The 16,924-nt window shown below is 64.1% G+C and carries 18 protein-coding genes; 8 read left to right on the top strand and 10 right to left on the bottom strand.

From position 1 onward, the window contains the following. Positions 1 to 2: 2 nt before the first annotated feature. Positions 3 to 1,388 (bottom strand): cytochrome P450, encoded by a 1,386-nt coding sequence (locus tag F3H87_RS20415; RefSeq protein ID WP_223228159.1) that lies wholly within the window; start codon positions 1,386 to 1,388, stop codon positions 3 to 5. Positions 1,389 to 1,554: 166 nt separating this feature from the next. Between F3H87_RS20415 and F3H87_RS20410 the strand changes: the two genes are divergently transcribed. Further along, complete coding sequence (locus tag F3H87_RS20410; RefSeq protein ID WP_149789745.1) at positions 1,555 to 2,262, top strand: Crp/Fnr family transcriptional regulator; 708 nt, start codon at positions 1,555 to 1,557, stop codon at positions 2,260 to 2,262. A 4-nt stretch (positions 2,263 to 2,266) separates the two neighbouring features. Here the strand turns inward: F3H87_RS20410 and F3H87_RS20405 are convergent, their stop codons facing one another. Continuing rightward, complete coding sequence (locus tag F3H87_RS20405; RefSeq protein ID WP_149789746.1) at positions 2,267 to 3,424, bottom strand: alkane 1-monooxygenase; 1,158 nt, start codon at positions 3,422 to 3,424, stop codon at positions 2,267 to 2,269. Continuing rightward, positions 3,417 to 4,511, bottom strand: a complete 1,095-nt coding sequence (gene mutY, locus F3H87_RS20400) for an A/G-specific adenine glycosylase (RefSeq protein WP_149789747.1) — start codon at positions 4,509 to 4,511, stop codon at positions 3,417 to 3,419. The genes F3H87_RS20405 and mutY overlap by 8 nt, the downstream gene beginning before the upstream one ends. An 82-nt stretch (positions 4,512 to 4,593) precedes the next feature. Here mutY and F3H87_RS20395 point away from each other — a divergent pair, with 82 nt between their 5' ends. Genes F3H87_RS20395 through F3H87_RS20385 form a run of 3 tightly spaced genes read left to right on the top strand, consistent with a single transcriptional unit; the run spans position 4,594 to position 6,893 of the window. Then, the gene (locus F3H87_RS20395) at positions 4,594 to 5,115 is read left to right on the top strand and encodes a DUF721 domain-containing protein (RefSeq protein ID WP_149789748.1); all 522 of its coding nucleotides are present in this window, start codon (positions 4,594 to 4,596) and stop codon (positions 5,113 to 5,115) included. Continuing rightward, positions 5,116 to 5,781 (top strand): DsbA family protein, encoded by a 666-nt coding sequence (locus F3H87_RS20390; RefSeq protein ID WP_149789749.1) that lies wholly within the window; start codon positions 5,116 to 5,118, stop codon positions 5,779 to 5,781. Continuing rightward, positions 5,781 to 6,893 carry a CaiB/BaiF CoA transferase family protein gene (locus F3H87_RS20385; protein ID WP_149789750.1) on the top strand — a complete coding sequence of 371 codons (1,113 nt, stop codon included), beginning with the start codon at positions 5,781 to 5,783 and terminating at the stop codon, positions 6,891 to 6,893. The genes F3H87_RS20390 and F3H87_RS20385 overlap by 1 nt, the downstream gene beginning before the upstream one ends. Here the strand turns inward: F3H87_RS20385 and F3H87_RS20380 are convergent, their stop codons facing one another. After that, entirely contained in the window at positions 6,894 to 7,415 is a 522-nt protein-coding gene (locus F3H87_RS20380) for a glutathione peroxidase (RefSeq protein ID WP_149789767.1), read from the bottom strand. A gap of 170 nt (positions 7,416 to 7,585) precedes the next feature. On the opposite strand from F3H87_RS20380, the gene F3H87_RS20375 reads away from it, so the two are divergent. After that, the gene (locus tag F3H87_RS20375) at positions 7,586 to 8,998 is read left to right on the top strand and encodes an FAD-binding oxidoreductase (protein WP_149789751.1); all 1,413 of its coding nucleotides are present in this window, start codon (positions 7,586 to 7,588) and stop codon (positions 8,996 to 8,998) included. A 12-nt stretch (positions 8,999 to 9,010) separates the two neighbouring features. On the opposite strand, the gene F3H87_RS20370 is transcribed toward F3H87_RS20375, so the two are convergent. From F3H87_RS20370 to F3H87_RS20345, 6 genes are all read right to left on the bottom strand, one after another. Further along, on the bottom strand, positions 9,011 to 9,973 hold the full coding sequence (locus F3H87_RS20370) for an acetyl-CoA carboxylase carboxyltransferase subunit alpha (protein WP_149789752.1): 963 nt from the start codon (positions 9,971 to 9,973) through the stop codon (positions 9,011 to 9,013). A gap of 103 nt (positions 9,974 to 10,076) precedes the next feature. Continuing rightward, complete coding sequence (locus F3H87_RS20365; RefSeq protein WP_149789753.1) at positions 10,077 to 10,673, bottom strand: LysE family translocator; 597 nt, start codon at positions 10,671 to 10,673, stop codon at positions 10,077 to 10,079. 117 nt (positions 10,674 to 10,790) lie between these two features. Beyond that, positions 10,791 to 11,435, bottom strand: a complete 645-nt coding sequence (locus tag F3H87_RS20360) for a 2-dehydro-3-deoxygalactonokinase (protein WP_149789754.1) — start codon at positions 11,433 to 11,435, stop codon at positions 10,791 to 10,793. Between the two features lie 9 nt (positions 11,436 to 11,444). After that, a complete protein-coding gene (locus F3H87_RS20355; RefSeq protein ID WP_149789755.1) occupies positions 11,445 to 13,208 on the bottom strand; it encodes a SulP family inorganic anion transporter in 1,764 nt (587 codons plus the stop codon). Between the two features lie 104 nt (positions 13,209 to 13,312). Then, on the bottom strand, positions 13,313 to 13,672 hold the full coding sequence (locus tag F3H87_RS20350; protein WP_223228157.1) for a hypothetical protein: 360 nt from the start codon (positions 13,670 to 13,672) through the stop codon (positions 13,313 to 13,315). A 135-nt stretch (positions 13,673 to 13,807) separates the two neighbouring features. Then, positions 13,808 to 14,041 carry a hypothetical protein gene (locus F3H87_RS20345; RefSeq protein ID WP_149789756.1) on the bottom strand — a complete coding sequence of 78 codons (234 nt, stop codon included), beginning with the start codon at positions 14,039 to 14,041 and terminating at the stop codon, positions 13,808 to 13,810. 467 nt (positions 14,042 to 14,508) lie between these two features. On the opposite strand from F3H87_RS20345, the gene F3H87_RS20340 reads away from it, so the two are divergent. The 3 genes from F3H87_RS20340 (at position 14,509) to F3H87_RS20330 (ending at position 16,801) form a co-directional block, all read left to right on the top strand. Then, positions 14,509 to 15,696 (top strand): site-specific integrase, encoded by a 1,188-nt coding sequence (locus F3H87_RS20340; RefSeq protein ID WP_149789757.1) that lies wholly within the window; start codon positions 14,509 to 14,511, stop codon positions 15,694 to 15,696. Positions 15,697 to 15,789: 93 nt separating this feature from the next. Further along, entirely contained in the window at positions 15,790 to 16,470 is a 681-nt protein-coding gene (locus tag F3H87_RS20335; RefSeq protein ID WP_149789758.1) for a hypothetical protein, read from the top strand. Between the two features lie 106 nt (positions 16,471 to 16,576). Continuing rightward, a complete protein-coding gene (locus F3H87_RS20330; RefSeq protein ID WP_149789759.1) occupies positions 16,577 to 16,801 on the top strand; it encodes a helix-turn-helix transcriptional regulator in 225 nt (74 codons plus the stop codon). Positions 16,802 to 16,924 lie beyond the last annotated feature (123 nt).

Below are 16,924 nucleotides of genomic sequence, written 5' to 3'. Positions count from 1 at the left end.
CGTCACGTTTGGGTCTCCTGTGTCAAAGGGGTGTCGCGCGGCGTAAGGGTCAGCCAGATCCCGTCGCGCCCGCGCACCGTCAGATGGGCCACCGGCATGGCGGGGCGGTCGGGCACGCATCCGAAGCGGTAGGCGCGCACCAGAAGCGACAGGATCAGCGGCCCCTCCGCCATGGCAAAGGCCGACCCGGTGCAGACGCGCTGCCCGGCCGAGAACGGCATATAGGCACGCCGCAACCCGTCCTTGCCGTTCTCGGTCTGCCAGCGTGCCGGGTCGAACCCGTCGGGGTTGTCCCAGATACGTTCGTGGCGGTGCAGGTGCCACGGGCTCAGCACGATCTGGCTGCCCCTGGGCACGTCGCGGTCGCGGAAATGTTCGCACCGGGTGGCCTCGCGCACCATCATCGGCACCGGCGGGTAAAGCCGCATCGCTTCGCGGAATACGTCGCGCGACAGGGTGAGTTTCTTCAGCGCCGAAAAGTAGATCTTGCCGGGGTCCATCACCGCGCGCGCCTCGGCCGCCACACGTTCCTGCCAGTCGGGATGCATGGCCAGCAGGTAGAGCGACCAGGCCAGGGCGCTGGCCGATGTCTCGTGCCCGGCAAGGAAAAAGATCGCCACCTGGTCGACCATTTCGTCGGTGTCGAAGCGATGGCCGGTCACGGGATCGGCGGTCGTCATGATCTTGGTGGCAAGGTCGTCGGGGGCGGTGCCGGCCCCGATCGCGTCCATCCGTTCGGCGGTCAGCCGGGTTATGAGCGCGCGGATTTCGCGCGCGGTGCGTATCGTTTCACAGTTGTGAAAACGCGGAAACCATTTCGGCAGCAGCGCGCCGAGATTGGCCACCGGGCTGGTGCGCTGGTGCGCCTTGAACACCTCGAACACGCCGGTCGCCAGCTCGTGCTCGATCGGGATCGAGAACAGCGTGCGAAAGATCACGTCGGCCGCCGCCTCGCTCGTTTCGGCCTCGATCTCGATGGGGCGTCCGTCGGCGCGCGGCGCCAGCCTCTCCACGGCGGCAACGCCCGCGTCCCACATCGCGGGAAAGGTGTCGCGCAGGCGCCCCCCGGCGAAGGCCGGGTCGATGATCCGGCGCTGCCGTTTCCAGGTCTCGCCGTTGGTGACGAAGACCGAGTTACCCAGAAGCGGCGCAAGCCCCCTGCGCACCCTGTCGGATTTGGGAAAATCGTCGGGCCGTTCCTTCAGCACCAGGCTGACAAGCGCCGGGTCGTTGCACATGTAAGAGCGGAAGAACGGCGTGCGGAATGCCGCCATCCAGGCACGGTAAAGCCGCTCAGGCTGCGCCGACAGGATGTCCTGCCGGAACATCCGGGCATAGCGCCACAGGCTGACCTTCCCCGGCCTCGACGGCGGTTTGGGGGGCATTATCCGGCTTGGTTGCGGCATGACTCGTACCCGCGCAATCGTTCAATCGCGGCGAGTTAACCCAAGGCCCGCCCCCTTGTCTTTGACGAGCGTCACAATGCCACCCCGTTTGCGCTTGCGCGCCCCGGGACCGCGCGTGAAACTGCCCCGGACGCAAGGACGACGACACATGAAACCCGCCGATGCCACACCACATCCCTGCAGCCAGTGCCCGATGTACCGGACCAGCGTCTGGGAGCCTGCGGGCGCCGGATCGGTGGCGATCCTGAACCGCGGCTTCACCCGGCGCGACCTTCAGCCGGGCGATGTGCTTTTTGCCGAAGGCAGCGAAAATCGCGGGGTCTATTGCCTGTCCGGCGGCCTGATCGCACTGCGCACCCACCGTGACGACGGCACGTCCTCCCTGCTGAGGCTGGCCTATCGCGGCGACGTTATCGGCTTTCGGTCTTTTCTGGGTGACGGCGTGCACCGCACCGAAGCCCGCGCGCTGCTGCCCTCGCGGGTCTGCACGGTGGCGCGGCACGATGCCGAGCGGGTCGTTCACGCCAGCCCGCCGGTTCTGGCCCGCCTAGCCGGCCGCGCGGTCGATGAGCTTGACGCGGCGCGCGAACGGATCGTGGCGACGATGGGACGTTCGAACAAGGCCCGGCTTGCCACCCTGCTGACCGAGTTGATGGAGCGGCACGGCACGCAGGAAGACGGATACCTGCGGATGCACCTGCCGCTGTCGCGCGCGGACCTTGCCGACCTTGTCGGGGTGCAACGCGAAACCGTCTCGCGGCTGATCCGGCGGCTCGAAGACGACGGCAGTTTTCACTTCGCCTGCCGCGAGGTCTGGATGCGGCACCCCGGGATGCGCAACCGCGCCATCGGTTGAAAGGTCAGCGCGGTGTCGGGGTTCGTGCCTTGTTATAGGGCGCCCAGTCGGTGATTTCGGGGTAATACATCTCGCGCCAGTGCCGCACACGTGGGTTCATATAGCGCCGCCAGAGCGGCGGGACCATCGCCGCCATCGTCATGATCGGATAGCCATAGGGCAGTTGCGGGGCATCCGCCTGCGTATAGTTCTGCAGCAGCGGAAAGCGCCGGTCGGGTTTGTAGTGGTGGTCGGAATGGCGCTGCAGGTTGATCAGCAACCAGTTCGACGCCTTGTGCGCAGCGTTCCAGCTGTGATGGGGTTTGACATGTTCATACTTGCCGTCGCCCAGGTGTTTCCGGGTCAGACCGTAATGTTCGACATAGTTCACCAGCTCAAGCTGCCAGATTGCGACGAAGGCCTGCCAGACGAACAGCGCCAGCCCCTCCCATCCGCCAAGGATCAGCGCCAGCGCCAGCATCGCGCCCTGCAGTGCCCAGTAGCGCCAGAACGGGTTTCTCGGACTGGTCCACGGCTCGTCGCGGCGGGCCAACATGGCCTTCTCGGCCCTGAAGGCCGACAGCAGCGAGTCCCTCAGGACGCGGGGAAAGAAGCGATGGAACCCTTCGTTGTAGCGGGCGGTCACGGTGTCGCGCGGGGTGCCGACATGAATGTGGTGCACCTGCAGATGCTCGGACCGGAAATGCGAATACAGCACCATCGACAGCAGGATATCGCCGAGCCAGCGTTCGGTGACGTTCTTCTGGTGCATCAGCTCGTGGCTGTAGTTGATGCCGACCGTGCCGGTGACCACGCCCATGCCGAAGAACAGGACGATGGTTTCCAGAGGGTTCAGATGCGCATCGCCCGGCCCGGTGACATACCACAGAATGCCGAACAGCGTGACAAACTGTGCGAATGGCCAGATCAGCGTGATCGCGCGATACCATGTCAGGCGCGAGTCGTCGGTCTGCGGGTCGGCATTGGCGGTGTTCAGGCCCAGGATCGCGTCGAGCAGCGAAAAGAAATACCACGTCATCACGGGCAGCAGGAGGACGGTCCAGCCGCCCTTGACCGCCCCCAGCCAGGCGATCGGGATCAGCAGCAGGCTCATCCAGAAGGGCAGCGCGTCACGCAGTTGCGCGGCGCGGTCGCCGGGGATTTGAACGTAATTCTCAGCCATGGCCGGTGTCCTTGCCCGCGCCCGCGCTTTCGACCGCAAAGGCGCTGCGGGCAAGGTCGAACACCTTGCGCATCGCCGTGGGCAGGTCCGACGGGCGAAATTCATGCCTGTCGACGAAGTGCCCGCGATCCGGCGTTGCGTCAACGGGCAGGTCGGCGATCAGGACTTTAAGCCGCAAATGGAAATGGGTGAAGGTGTGGCGTGCCTCTTCGCCCAGCATCTGCCAGTCGGCGGCCAGTGGCGGGGCGCGGTCGGGCTGCACCTCGGCCCATTCGCTGCCGGGCCAGCCCAACATCCCGCCCAGAAGGCCGCTGTCGGGGCGGCGCTCCAGCAGCCAGGCGCCATCGGCGCGGCGCCCGACATAGGCATAGCCGACACGCACCGGCCTGGCCTTTTTCGGCAGCTTGCGCGGCAGGTCGGGCGCGGTGCCGGCGGCCCGCGCCATGCAGGGGGTACGCCAAGGGCAGATGCCGCAGGCCGGGTTGCGCGGCGTGCAGATCGTGGCGCCCAGATCCATCACCGCCTGCGCATAGTCGCCGGGGCGCTCCAGCGGCGTCAGATCCTCGGCCAGCATGGTCAGTTCCGGCTTGGCGGTGGGCAGCGGTGTCACCACGTCGAACAGCCGCGCCATGACGCGCTCCACGTTTCCGTCGACCACGGTTTCGGGCCGGTCGAAGGCGATGGCGGCGATGGCCGCCGCCGTGTAGGGGCCGATGCCGGGCAGATCCTTCAACGCCTCGGCGCTGTCGGGAAAACGGCCGTCATACTCCTCAACCACCGTTCGCGCGCATTTCAGCAGGTTGCGGGCGCGGGCGTAATATCCCAGCCCTGCCCATTCGGCCATCACCTGCGTGTCCTCGGCCGCGGCAAGGTCGGCCACCGTGGGCCAGCGCAGGGTAAAGCGATGGAAATACCCGCGCACGGCGGCGACGGTGGTCTGCTGCAGCATCACCTCGGACAGCCACACGGCATAGGGATCGGGCCGCTTTCCCGCGCGGCGATCCGCCGGCGACACACGCCACGGCATGTCGCGGGCGTGCCGGTCATACCACGCCAGGATCTCTTTGGCCTGTGGCAGGTCACGCAATGTTTATTCTCCCGTGTCGCCGGTTTTGCTGGCACGTGCCGTACCAATCCCTAGAATAGGCCGGAACGCAAGGATGCAAGCGATGACGCGACACACAGGCAGCACGCGCGGATTTGCCCGCACCTCCAGCCTTTTGCAAAAGCGCATAAGGCAGGCAAGCGAGGGGCGCGGTTTTGCCGTTACCCGTCTTCTGACCCATTGGGAAGAGGTCGTGGGCGAGGATATCGCCCGCATCGCCCGCCCGGTCGACGTGAAATACGGCCGTCAGGGGCTGGGCGCAACGCTGACGATCCTGACCACAGGTGCGCAGGCGACGATGCTGGAGATGCAGAAGGAAAAGCTGCGCGAAAAGGTGAATGCCGTCTATGGCTACAACGCCATTGCGCGGCTGCGCATCACCCAGACCGCGCCGGTCGGGTTTGCCGAGGGGCAGGCGGTGTTCCGACCCGCGCCAACGCCCCGCGCAGTGCCGCCCGACCCGCAGGTGATGCAGGCCGCCGCACAGGTCGCCGGGGACGTTCACGACAACAGCCTGCGCGACGCGCTTGAAGTTCTGGCCCGCAACGTTCTATCCAAGGCCAGGCAAACGAAAGGGGATCACTAGATGGATCGCAGAACTCTGATGATCGGGGCCGGGGCGCTTGTTCTGGCCTCGGGCGCCGGGATGGTGTCATTCGGTGGCCGGGGTGGCGACGTGCCTGACCTTGGGGCTGCGAATGCCCAACAGGCGGGCGATGTCGATATATCCGGTATCGTCGAGATGGCCATGGGCCCCGAGGACGCGCCGGTTACGGTGATCGAATACGCCTCGTTCACCTGCCCGCATTGCGCATCCTTCCATGTCGGGCCGGGGGCCAGGCTGAAATCGGAGTATGTGGATACCGGCAAGGTGCGGTTCATCTATCGTGATGTCTATTTCGACCGTCCGGGCCTCTGGGCCTCGATGGTGGCACGATGTGAGCCCGACCGCTTCTTCGGCATCACCGACATGCTGTACAAGCAGCAGCGCGACTGGATCGGCGACGGCCAGCCCGCCGCGATCGCCGAGAACCTGCGCAAGATCGGCCGCGTTGCCGGCCTGTCGGACGAGCAGCTCGATACCTGCCTGAGCGATGCGGAAAAGGCGCAGGCGCTGGTGGCATGGTTCCAGCAGAACGCCGAGGCCGATCAGATCGAGTCCACCCCGTCGCTGGTGATCAACGGCGAAAAGCATTCGAACATGTCGTGGAACGATCTCAAGGCGATCATCGACGAACAACTGGGTGAGTGATGGCTGCGCCGCTTGAAGGGCTGAAAGTCGTCGAACTCGCGCGCATCCTGGCCGGCCCCTGGGCCGGCCAGACGCTGTCGGACCTTGGCGCCGAGGTGATCAAGGTCGAGGCGCCGGATGGCGACGACACGCGCCAGTGGGGCCCGCCCTTCATCGAGCGGGGCGAGGACAGGTCTGCCGCCTATTTCCACAGCTGCAACCGCGGCAAGAAATCCGTCACCGTCGATTTCCGCACGCCCGAGGGGCAGGAACGGGTGCGCGATCTGGTGCGCGATGCCGATATCCTGATCGAGAATTTCAAGGTCGGCGGCCTTGCCAAATACGGGCTGGATTACGACAGCCTGTCGGCGATCAATCCCGGCCTGATCTATTGCTCGATCACCGGCTTCGGGCAGACCGGGCCCTATGCGCATCGCGCTGGGTACGATTACATCATCCAGGGCATGTCGGGCTTCATGTCGATCACCGGTGACCCGGATGGCCAGCCGCAGCGCGCGGGCGTGGCGATCACCGACCTGTTCACCGGGCTTTATTCCGTTGCCGGGATTCTCGCTGCGCTGCACCAGCGGCAGAGCACCGGCAAGGGTCAGCATGTCGATATGGCGCTGCTGGATTGCGCGGTGTCGGCAATGGCCAACCAGGCGATGAATTACCTGGCCACCGGCACGCCGCCGGGCCGGACCGGGAATTTCCACCCTAACCTGACGCCCTATCAGGTGTTCGACTGCGCCGATGGGTTCATCATAATCGCCACCGGCAACGATGGGCAATACCAGCGCCTGTGCAGGTTGCTGGGGCTCGACTGGATGGCCGAAGACCCGAAATTCCTGAAGAACGCCGACCGCGTGGCGAACCGGCCCGAGATGATCGAGTTGCTGATGGGCGAGACGCGGAAATGGTCCAAGGCCGACCTGTTGAAAGGCTGCGAGGATCAGGGCATTCCCGCCGGTCCCATCAACGACATGTCCGAGGTGTTCGCCGACCCGCATGTGCAGGCGCGCGAAATGCAGATCGAACTGGATGGCGTGCCGGGCGTGCGCGCACCGTTCCGGTTCTCGGGTGCGGAACTGGCGCTGGACCGACCCTCGCCCAAGCTGAACGAGGACGGCTGATCAGCCCTTGGGCAACAGCCCCTCGATCCGGCTGACGACCTTGCCCGAGGTCGGGCGCACCGGCGATCCCCAGGTTTCCAGAACGGTGCCGTCCGGGCCGATCAGGATCTTGTTGAAATTCCAGCCGGGGGTAAAGCCCGCTGTCTCCCGCACCCATTTGTAAAACGGATGCGCGACGGCGCCCGTAACGTGGGTGATCGTTGTCATCGGCAGGGTCAGGTTGAAATTCACGTCGCAGAATTCCTTGACCTCGGCCTCGCTTGCCAGCTCTTGCCGGAAATCGTTGGAGGGCACCGCCAGAACCAACAGGCCTTGCGCCCCGTACCGGTCGTGCAGTTCCTGCAGTGCGTCGTATTGCGGTGTGAACCCGCAGCGCGAGGCGGTGTTGACCACCAGCACCGGCTTGCCGCGCCAGTCGGCAAGGTCGATCTGGCCACCGTCGATCGAGTCAAAGCTGAAATCGGCGGCCCGCGCCACGGGCGACAGCACGATCAGGGCCGCCAGCGCGAGGCAGGCCAGCATCAATTGGGAATACGATCTTTTCAGAACGGCGATCACGGCGGCGCCTCCTTTTCAATGCGCAAAGGTATTCGGGAAAGGTAAGCCCCCGGATCGGCATTTCCACCTTCCCGCGATGCCCTTGCCAAGCCGGTCGGCGCGCGCAACCATGCGCCGCAGCAGGGGAGGACAGCATGATCGAACAGTTGCAGGCCATCGTGGGCGCGGCCAACGTGTTGACCGGCGCGGACCGTGCGCGCTGGGCGAAGGAATGGACCGGTTATTTCCCGTCCGACCCGATTGCCGTCGTGCGTCCGGGCAGCATCGCCGAGGTCGCGGCCATCGTCCTGCTGGCCAATGACACCGGCACGCCGGTCGTGCCCGTTTCCGGCAATACCGGGTTGGCCGGGGGGGCGCAGGCCAACGGGGCCATCGCGCTGTCGCTGGACCGGATGAACCGTATCCGCGATGTCCGCGCCGATGCCCGCATCGCCATCGTCGAGGCCGGTGTCGTCCTGTCCGACCTGCACAAGGCGGTCGAGGATCGGGGGCTGATCTTTCCCCTGACCTTCGGGGCCAGGGGATCGGCCATGATCGGTGGGGTTCTGTCGACCAATGCGGGCGGATCGAACGTGCTGAGATACGGCAATACGCGCGACCTGGTCCTGGGGGTCGAGGCGGTTCTGCCGAATGGCGAGGTTGCCAACCTGATGAGCGAGCTGCACAAGGACAATTCAGGCTACAACCTGAAACACCTGCTGATCGGCGCCGAGGGCACGCTGGGGATCATCACCGGCGCGGTGCTCAAGCTGATGCCGAAACCGCGCGCCTATGCGACGGCGATGGTGGCGGTGCCGGGGCTGGATCAGGCGCTGGAGCTTCTCAACCGTCTGCAAGAGGCCACGGGCGGCGCGGTCGAGGCGTTCGAATACATGCCGCGCAATTATGTCGAGGCGCATCTGCGGCTCAGCCCCGACAACCGCCCGCCCTTTGACGCGATGCACGACATCAACATCATGGTCGAGGTCGGCGCCACCGCCCCGCGCGATTCCGAACCGGGGCCGGACGGCCGCGTGCCCGTCGTCGCCCATCTGGAGCAGACGCTGGCCGACATGTTCGAAAAGGGCCTGCTGCTGGATGCCGTGGTGGCGCAGAACGAGGCGCAGCGGCAGGCGATGTGGCAGCGGCGCGAGGCCGCCGCCGAGATCGTCCTGGGTGCGGGCAGGCCGGTGTCGAACAACGATATCGCCGTGCCGCTGGATAAGGTGGCCGAGTTCCTCGACCGGATGGGCACGCGGCTGGCGGCGCTCGATCCCGGGGCCGAACCGATCCTTGTGGCGCATCTGGGCGACGGGAACGTGCATTACGCCGTCTGGCTGAGCCGCGAGGATGCACCCCTCAAGGACGCGGTGACCGAGGCGGTCGAGGACGAGGTGCTGCGCCTTGGCGGGTCGTTCTCGGCCGAACATGGCATCGGCCAGTGGAAACTGTCGTCGATGGCGCGGCGCAAGGACAAGGTGGCGCTGGCGGCTATGCGGGCGATCAAGCGGGCGCTCGATCCCAACGGCATCATGAACCCCGGAAAGGTGCTGCCGCCCGCCAATTGACGGGCGCTGCGCTCAGGCCGCGAGGCCCTTGGCCCCCATGTCGAGGAACTTGCGGCGGCGGTCGGCGATCAGCTTGTCGCGCGTCTGGCCAGACAACTCGGCCAGCATGGCGCGCACGGATTTGCCCACGGCGGCGATGGCGGCATCGCTGTCGCGGTGTGCCCCGCCCAGCGGTTCGGGGATGATGCTGTCGATCACGCCCAGCTTTTGCAGGTCCTGCGCGGTCAGGCGCATGGCTTCGGCGGCTTCGCGCATCTTTTCGGCGTCTTTCCAGAGGATCGAGGCGCAGCCCTCGGGCGTGATGACCGAATAGACCGAATGCTCCAGCATCGCCACGCGGTTGGCGGTGGCAAAGGCGACCGCGCCGCCCGATCCGCCTTCGCCGATCACGACGCTGACCAGCGGTGTGCCGATGCTCAGGCATTTCTCGGTCGAGCGGGCGATGGCCTCGGACTGGCCGCGTTCTTCCGCGCCCTTGCCGGGATAGGCGCCGGGCGTGTCCACGATGGTGATGACGGGCAGGCCGAAACGGTCGGCCATGTCCATCAGGCGCACCGCCTTGCGGTAGCCTTCGGGCCGGGCCATGCCGAAATTGCGTTCGATCCGGGATTTCGTATCGTTGCCCTTTTCGTGGCCGATCACCATCACCGGCTGGTCGTCGAAACGGGCAAGCCCCCCCATCACCGCGTGATCGTCGGCAAAGTTCCGGTCGCCGGCCAGCGGCGTGTATTCGGTGAACAGCGCCTCGATGTAATCGCGGCAATGCGGGCGGTCGGGGTGGCGGGCGACCTGGCATTTGCGCCAGGGCGTCAGGGATTTGTACAGATCCTTGAGAAGCGCGTCGGCCTTGCGATCCAGCGCCGCCGCCTCGTCCTCGATATCCATTTCCTCGTTCTGCCGCGCCATCGCGCGCAACTCTTCGGCCTTGCCCTCGATCTCGGCGAGGGGTTTTTCGAAGTCGAGGTAATTCGTCATACCGCCTGCTCCACCTGCGTTTCAGGCTATATGACGCTGCGCGGCGGGAATTGCAATCGTGCCGGGCGGCGACCGGTCGGCCTGTCCGCCGTTTTGCCGCTGCTCAGTGCGGGTAGAGAACCGGGAGCAGCGAGGCCAGCAAAAGCGCGGCCATCGACCAGTTGAACACCTGCAACCGGCGGCGGCTGGACAGGATGCGCCGCAACTGCTGGCCCAGGACCGTCCAGGTGCTGACCGAGGGCAGGTTGATCGTTCCGAAGAACACCGCCACCAGCGCAACCGCCTGCCACGACCGGTCGGGGGCGTAAAGCGTGATCGCCGTCAGGCCCATCTGCCAGGCCTTGGGGTTCACCCACTGGAACAGCGCCGCCTGAAGGAAGGTCATCGGCCGGCCGCTGCCCCCGTCGGTCGTCGGCATGTCGGCATGGGCGATCTTCCACGCCAGCCAGACAAGATAGGCCACGCCGATAACCGTCAGGATGTCGTGCAGAACCGGCAGGGCATCGAAAAGCTGCATCAGCCCCAGCCCGACCAGCACGATCATGACGGTAAAGCCGACCCCGATCCCCAGCATGTGCGGGATCGTCCGGCGAAAGCCGAAATTCGCGCCCGAGGCCATCAGCATCATGTTGTTAGGCCCCGGCGTGATCGACGAAACGAAGGCAAAAAGCGCAAGGCCGGAAAAGAGTGTCTGATCCATGCCCGTGATATCGCACGATGCGCGCGGGACTGGAATAGCCTGTCACATTGTTTGAGTGCCGCAGCGCGCCGCGCGAAATTCATGCCTCCGGCAGGAGTATTTAGGGAACAGTGAAGGTCAGGGTACGAGGCCGACAAGGCCGCGGCCGATTGCGGTGTCGGTATCCGTCGCCGCGACCGGCGTGCCCTGCGTCATCAGCGCATCGGCATAGGCCCGTGCCAGCGAACCCGTGCCCACAACGCGCACCTGCTGGCCCAGCCACCAGCGTTTCGCGGCGGCAAGATCGGCGCCGATGAGATGCGACAGCGCCAGATCGGGCGCGGCGTAGAGGGCAGCGGTCAGGCGTTCTGGGCGGGTCATCACCTCGTTCAGCGCCGCCTGGTCCAGAAGCCCCCCGGCGTTCAGGACCGTGGCCAAGCGGGGCGTGCGGGTGCCCAGCGTGCTGATCGCCTCGCCCGCGCTGACATGGGTCCAGTGGGCGCTGCCGGGCAGCAGGGTCAGGACGATCCCGTCCCAGTTCGGGCTGTCGGCGGCGGCGCCCAGTGTCATCAGCCGCGCCAGCGCCGGCAGGCGGTCGGGCGGGGTTTCCTGCATCAATGGCGCCACGCCTTGCAGCACGCAGGGAAAGCGTTGCGCGGCGGTTGCGTCGCTGATTGTCAGATCGGGTTCTCCGCTGCCGACACGCGTTGCCGTGCCCTCCGCGATCCGCCAGATCTCGGGGCCGTCCGGTGTGTCGATCGCCGCATGCCACGTGGTTGCCATGGCGGCGGTTTACTCACCCGCCTCGCGGCTGTCCACCGGGTGCGGGCCGGTCAGGGCGCGGTAGGCGTCGTATTGCGCCAGAAAGACCTGCCCCGTCAGGTCATCCAGGAAATGGCTGCGCTTCAGGCGGTCCATCACCGGGCCTTTCACCTCGGACAGGTGCAGCTTGATGCCCAGATCGGCAAGCCGGAGGTTGATCGCCTCGAGGCTTTCCAGCGCGCTCACGTCGATCTCGTTCACGGCCGAGCACATCAGCACGACATGCCGGATCGGTTCGTCGCAGGCGATGCGGTTGTAGACGTAATCCTCGAGAAAGCGCGCATTGGCGAAATACAGGCTTTCGTCGATCCGCAGGGTCACCATCTCGGGGTGGGTGTCGACCTTGTGGCGCAGGATGTTGCGGAAATGCTGGGTGCCGGGGACCAGCCCGACCTCGGCCACATGGGGGCGCGATGTCTTGTAGAGGAACAGGCCGACCGACAGGATGACGCCCGCCGACACGCCCATTTCCACGCCGAAGCCCAGCGTCAGGACGATGGTTGCGGCGACTGCGGCGAAATCGATTTTCGAATAGCGCCAGGTGCGGGTGAGGATCGAGAAATCGACAAGGCTCAGAACCGCGACGATGATCGTGGCCGCCAGCGTCGCCTTGGGCAGGAAATACAGCAGCGGCGTCAGTAGCAGCGCGGCCAGCAGGATGCCGATGGCGGTAAAGGCACCCGCCGCGGGTGTTTCCGCGCCGGCGTCGAAATTCACCACCGAGCGCGCGAAGCCCCCGGTCACCGGATAACCGCCGCTGATCGCTGCGGCGATGTTCGACGCGCCAAGCCCCACAAGCTCCTGGTCGGGCACGATCCGCTGGCGTTTCTTGGCAGCCAGCGTTTGTGCGACCGACACCGATTCAACGAACCCGATGATCGAGATCAGCAGCGCCGAGACGAACAACTGCCCCCACAGGTCGGGGCTGAGCGACGGCATGGTCAGCGGCGGCAGGCCCATCGGCACCTCGCCCACGATGGCGACACCCTTTTCGTGCAGGCCGAACCCCCAGGTCGCCAGCGTCGTCGCGGCGACGGCGCCCACCGGCCCGGCCTTGGCCAGGATATCGGCCAGGCGCGGTTTCATGCCCGTCGACAGCAGCAGCGGCTTCAGCCCCTTGCGGACCCAGAACAGGAACCCGACCGTCGACAGCCCGATGAACAGCGTGATCGGGTTCGTCAGGTGCTGGCTTTCCAGCAGCGAGCCGAGCAGTTCGGGCAGGGCATGGCCATGTGCGTCGATACCGAAGATATGCTTCATCTGGCTGGTTGCGATCAGCACGCCCGAGGCGGTGATGAAACCGGCGATCACCGGGTGCGACAGGAAATTGGCCAGGAAGCCAAGGCGAAAGACACCCATCACCGTCAGAATCAGGCCCGAGATAAAGGCCAGCGTGATCGCGGCGGCAGCGTATTCCGCCGGCGAGGTCAGGCCCAGGTTGCCGATGGCCGCCGCCGTCATCAGCGACACCACCGCCACCGGCCCCACGGCCAGCGCGCGGCTGGTGCCGAAGATGGCATAGGCCACCAGCGGCAGGATCGAGGCATAAAGCCCCGCCTCGGGCGGCAGGCCGGCCAGCAGCGCATAGGCCAGCGATTGCGGGATCAGCATGATCGTGACGATCACGGCGGCCACCGTGTCCGAGGTCAGCGTGTCGCGGTCATAGGTCCTGGACCATTCGAGGATCGGCAAATGCCGCTCCAGCCTGGTACGAAGAACACGGGGCGATATCATTGGGCGCAATCCTGTCCGGGTGTTTGTACCGGATATATTCAAAACACCGAATAAATTAAAGGGGTGAATCGCCGTGATGTGGCCGGGGGTGAGCCGTGGCCCTGCTACTCCCGGATCGACCCGAAATCTTCGATCGCGCAGAAGGCTGGCAGGTCGTTTTCGTCGAACACCACCTCTGCTACCGCGTAAGGCGGGCCAAGAAACCACCCTTGGGCATGGGCGTCGGCCTCGTTTAAAACCCGGGTCGAGTGCTTTCCGGTTTCCGTGAGAGTCGTGACGGATACGCTATCAATCCGAATTGCAACAATCGTGCGTTGGCCAATGTCGGTGCATCTGAACCGATCCGCGTCGGAAGTAAACTCCATACCGATATGAAAGTCGCTGGGCTTCACCTTCGCGTTGGTCCTTTCTTTCAGATCGGTGTTGAATGGCACCTCGGCAGACGAGTACCATGCCCGCGCCATTCAAAGCCAAGCAATTCCCTGACTTTATTGCGAAAATTTCGGGACATGCAAGAATATAACCGCGCCCAAGCGGCCATCGTGCAGTCCGCCACCCGCGCTGATCGGTTAAGGACCGCCCTGGCGGTGAACTCGACCTTAATCGTCCCGGCAGCGTTCGCAGGCTTCATCTTCGAAAATCGGCTGGCGCCCATGCCAGCCCACGATTTCCGGGCTGGGCTTATTGGACCCCCAGCCCAGCCGGGCGATTGCCAGCGTGACCCCTGTAAAGGCCAAACCACCCAGGAACCCGGTTGTCACCCACATACCCACCACAGCCGCACCCCAGAGGGCAAGCATGACAAGCGCAAAGAGGATGGAGAAAAGCATCATGACAGAAATCCGGGTGCGGCAGACAGTGAAGCGTCGTGCAGCACATTCCCGTTTTTTGCAGGGCGTGCCAATCCTCGGTGGTCGTGCAGGTCCGAAAACGGGTGCATTTCTCATATAGGTCCGGGAAACCTGTTTCTGCAACAAGCTGCGGTATCGTCCGCCCAGCCGAGCCCGACCCCGCGCGCACTTCCGTCGCGGCTGAGGTTTCTCACCGCGAGAAATCGTATCTTATTCCTGAAAGTGGTGAGCCGTGCAGGATTCGAACCTGCGACCCACTGATTAAAAGAACGGCCCGGACGATTTCGCTGCATTTCGCTCATCGCCGCCAAACTAACAAAAATGCATTAGAAACATGGGATTAGATTGACCATCTCTGCGCCCATGACTCATCAATAACGCCAGAATTCGCCGCAAGTTGCTTCCGTATAGCTTCCGGAAGCAGGCGCAAAGGAAAGGGTGTTCTGGCAATGTTCAAGCTGACCAAGCGGGCCGTTGAAAGCCTCGAAGCCGGTGAACGGGACTATCTGGTCTGGGATTGTGACATGCGCGGGTTCGGGCTGCGCGTCTATCCAAGCGGCAAAAAGACCTATCTGGTGCAATACCGATCTGCCCGGCGCACGCGGCGCGTTACCATCGGCCAGCATGGCGTGCTGACTGCTGAGGAGGCGCGCAAAGAGGCACGGCGGCTTCTGGGCGATGTGGCGCGCGGGGACGACCCGTCAGCGGTGCGACAGGCCAAGCGCCGCGCGCCGACTGTTGCGGGCCTCTGTGACCGATTCCTTGAAGAGTATGTCGATCAGCATTGCAAGCCGACCACCGCCCGAGATTACCAAAGCATTATTCGCCGTTTTATCCGGCCCAAGCTGGGGCCTTTGCAGATTGCCGAAGTTACGCGCGCCGATGTGGTGGCCTTTCATCACGGTCTGCGCGAGACGCCCTATCAGGCCAACCGTGCCGCCAGCATGTTGTCCAAGCTGTTTAACCTAGCCGAGGATTGGGGGCTGCGTCAGGCGGGATCAAACCCGGCCCGGCGCATCAAGAAATTCCGCGAAGAAGAGAAGAAGCGGTTTCTATCAGATGCGGAACAAATTCGGCTAGGCGAGGTTTTGGCCGAGGTGATCGGAGACGGCTCCGAAACGATCTACACTGTGTCAGCCATCATTCTGCTGATCTATACAGGATGCCGCCTGAATGAAATCCTGACCCTGCGCTGGAGTTATGTAGCGCCGCACCATCTGGAACTGCCCGATAGCAAGACGGGTAAACGCCGAGTGCCGTTACCTAGGGAAGCGTATGATCTCCTCACGGACCTGCCACGCCGCGACGGAAACCCTTACGTAATATTAGGCGAGAGCGAAGACGGGCCGATGGTTAACCTCCAAAAGCCTTGGCGACGTATTCGAGGGCTTGCGGGTCTTGATGACGTGCGCCTTCACGATCTGCGACACACCTATGCGTCGGTTGCCATGCAAAGCGGGGTCGATCCGTTCACGCTCAAGGAAATCATGGGGCACAAGAACCTGCAAACCACCTTGCGATACGCGCATCTGCAAGACGATGCGGTGCAGCGTGCGGCCGGGTCTGTAGCCACACGGCTGGCAGGGGCTATAGGTAAGGGGCCGGGGAAGCCAAGGCGGCTGCATGTAGTCAGGTAAGGCCGTTATGTAACGGGGCGGAGTACCGGCGCGCGTTACGTATAGGTAACGGATGCGCGCGGTGTCGGGAGTCGTTCGGATGAAGGGGAAGGAATGAGTAAGGATAAATTCGACCGCCACGCGGCTTTGGCACGCCTCGACATGGATCAGCTCTGGCAGCTTTGCGGGCATGACGGACACGCGAGCGCGGAATTTGGGGAAGACGTGCGGGCCGCACTGGACCGCTACCGCCCCGGCCCCGATCCAAAGTTCCGTCTCAACGCGGAAGACAGAAAGGGGCGCTACCGGCGGCTGACCAAAGCTCTTGACGCATTGCGTATCGAAATCGAGACTATGCATCCGCAACTGGTTTGGGAGTTGGAATCCGCCGGTATCGACGTTGAGCCGGATGAGTTTGTGAAAATATCCGTGGGAACACGGCACGAGGGCCTGTCCTATGGTGAATATGTCCTCGATGGCCTTGCCGAGAGTGTTGCCCAGCTGTCCGATGTCGTTCCTGCTGCGATGGGCCAGACCAAGGCTTCCAGAGGCAGACCGAAGCAAAATGCGGGTTTGGAACAGGTAATCACGGCCCTTGCCCTGACCTATGAAAAGCATACCGGCAAGAGACCTTTGGAGGGTTATCGGCAGGACGGCCTTGATGCATCCCAACCGTACAAGGGGCCGTTCTTCGAATTCCTTTCTGCGGTTCTGTGGTGTTTCAACGGTCGGGAATTTCCATCCGGCCACGCCATCGGGGATGCTGCGAGGCGTGCGTTTGGCCTAAGAAAATAAGGTGATGGCAAAATTACCGGGAAACGCGCCTATTTATGCCATTAGATTGCTGCCCCGACTACGCTGCATAGTCGTCTCATCGCATTCAGATGCAACGAGGTGAAAAATGCAGACGCTGGAAAATACTGACTATCTGGACCGCCTGATCGACGAGAAAGAGGCCGCAAGTTATCTCTGCTACTCCGTGCGTGCCCTGCAAAACTGGCGCGTGCGTGGTGGCGGCCCGCATTTCATCAAAGTTTCGGGTCGTTCCGTGCGCTACACGCGCCGCGATCTTCAAGACTGGATCGCCCAGAAACGTGTGGCCAACACCAGCACACCGCCTTCCTGACAACCGGGTTTTGCCCGCGCTGAGTTGGTGTGAACGGCGGAGCAATACTCGGCCACGGTAGCGACGGCATAGTGTTGTCGCGGGCGGCGTAAAAGTCGTCCACTTTTGCCCTTTCGGATTTCG

This window comes from Lutimaribacter pacificus (assembly GCF_900142185.1).
In the GTDB taxonomy this organism is placed as follows: domain Bacteria; phylum Pseudomonadota; class Alphaproteobacteria; order Rhodobacterales; family Rhodobacteraceae; genus Lutimaribacter; species Lutimaribacter pacificus.
This window is presented reverse-complemented; position numbering and strand designations above follow the sequence as displayed.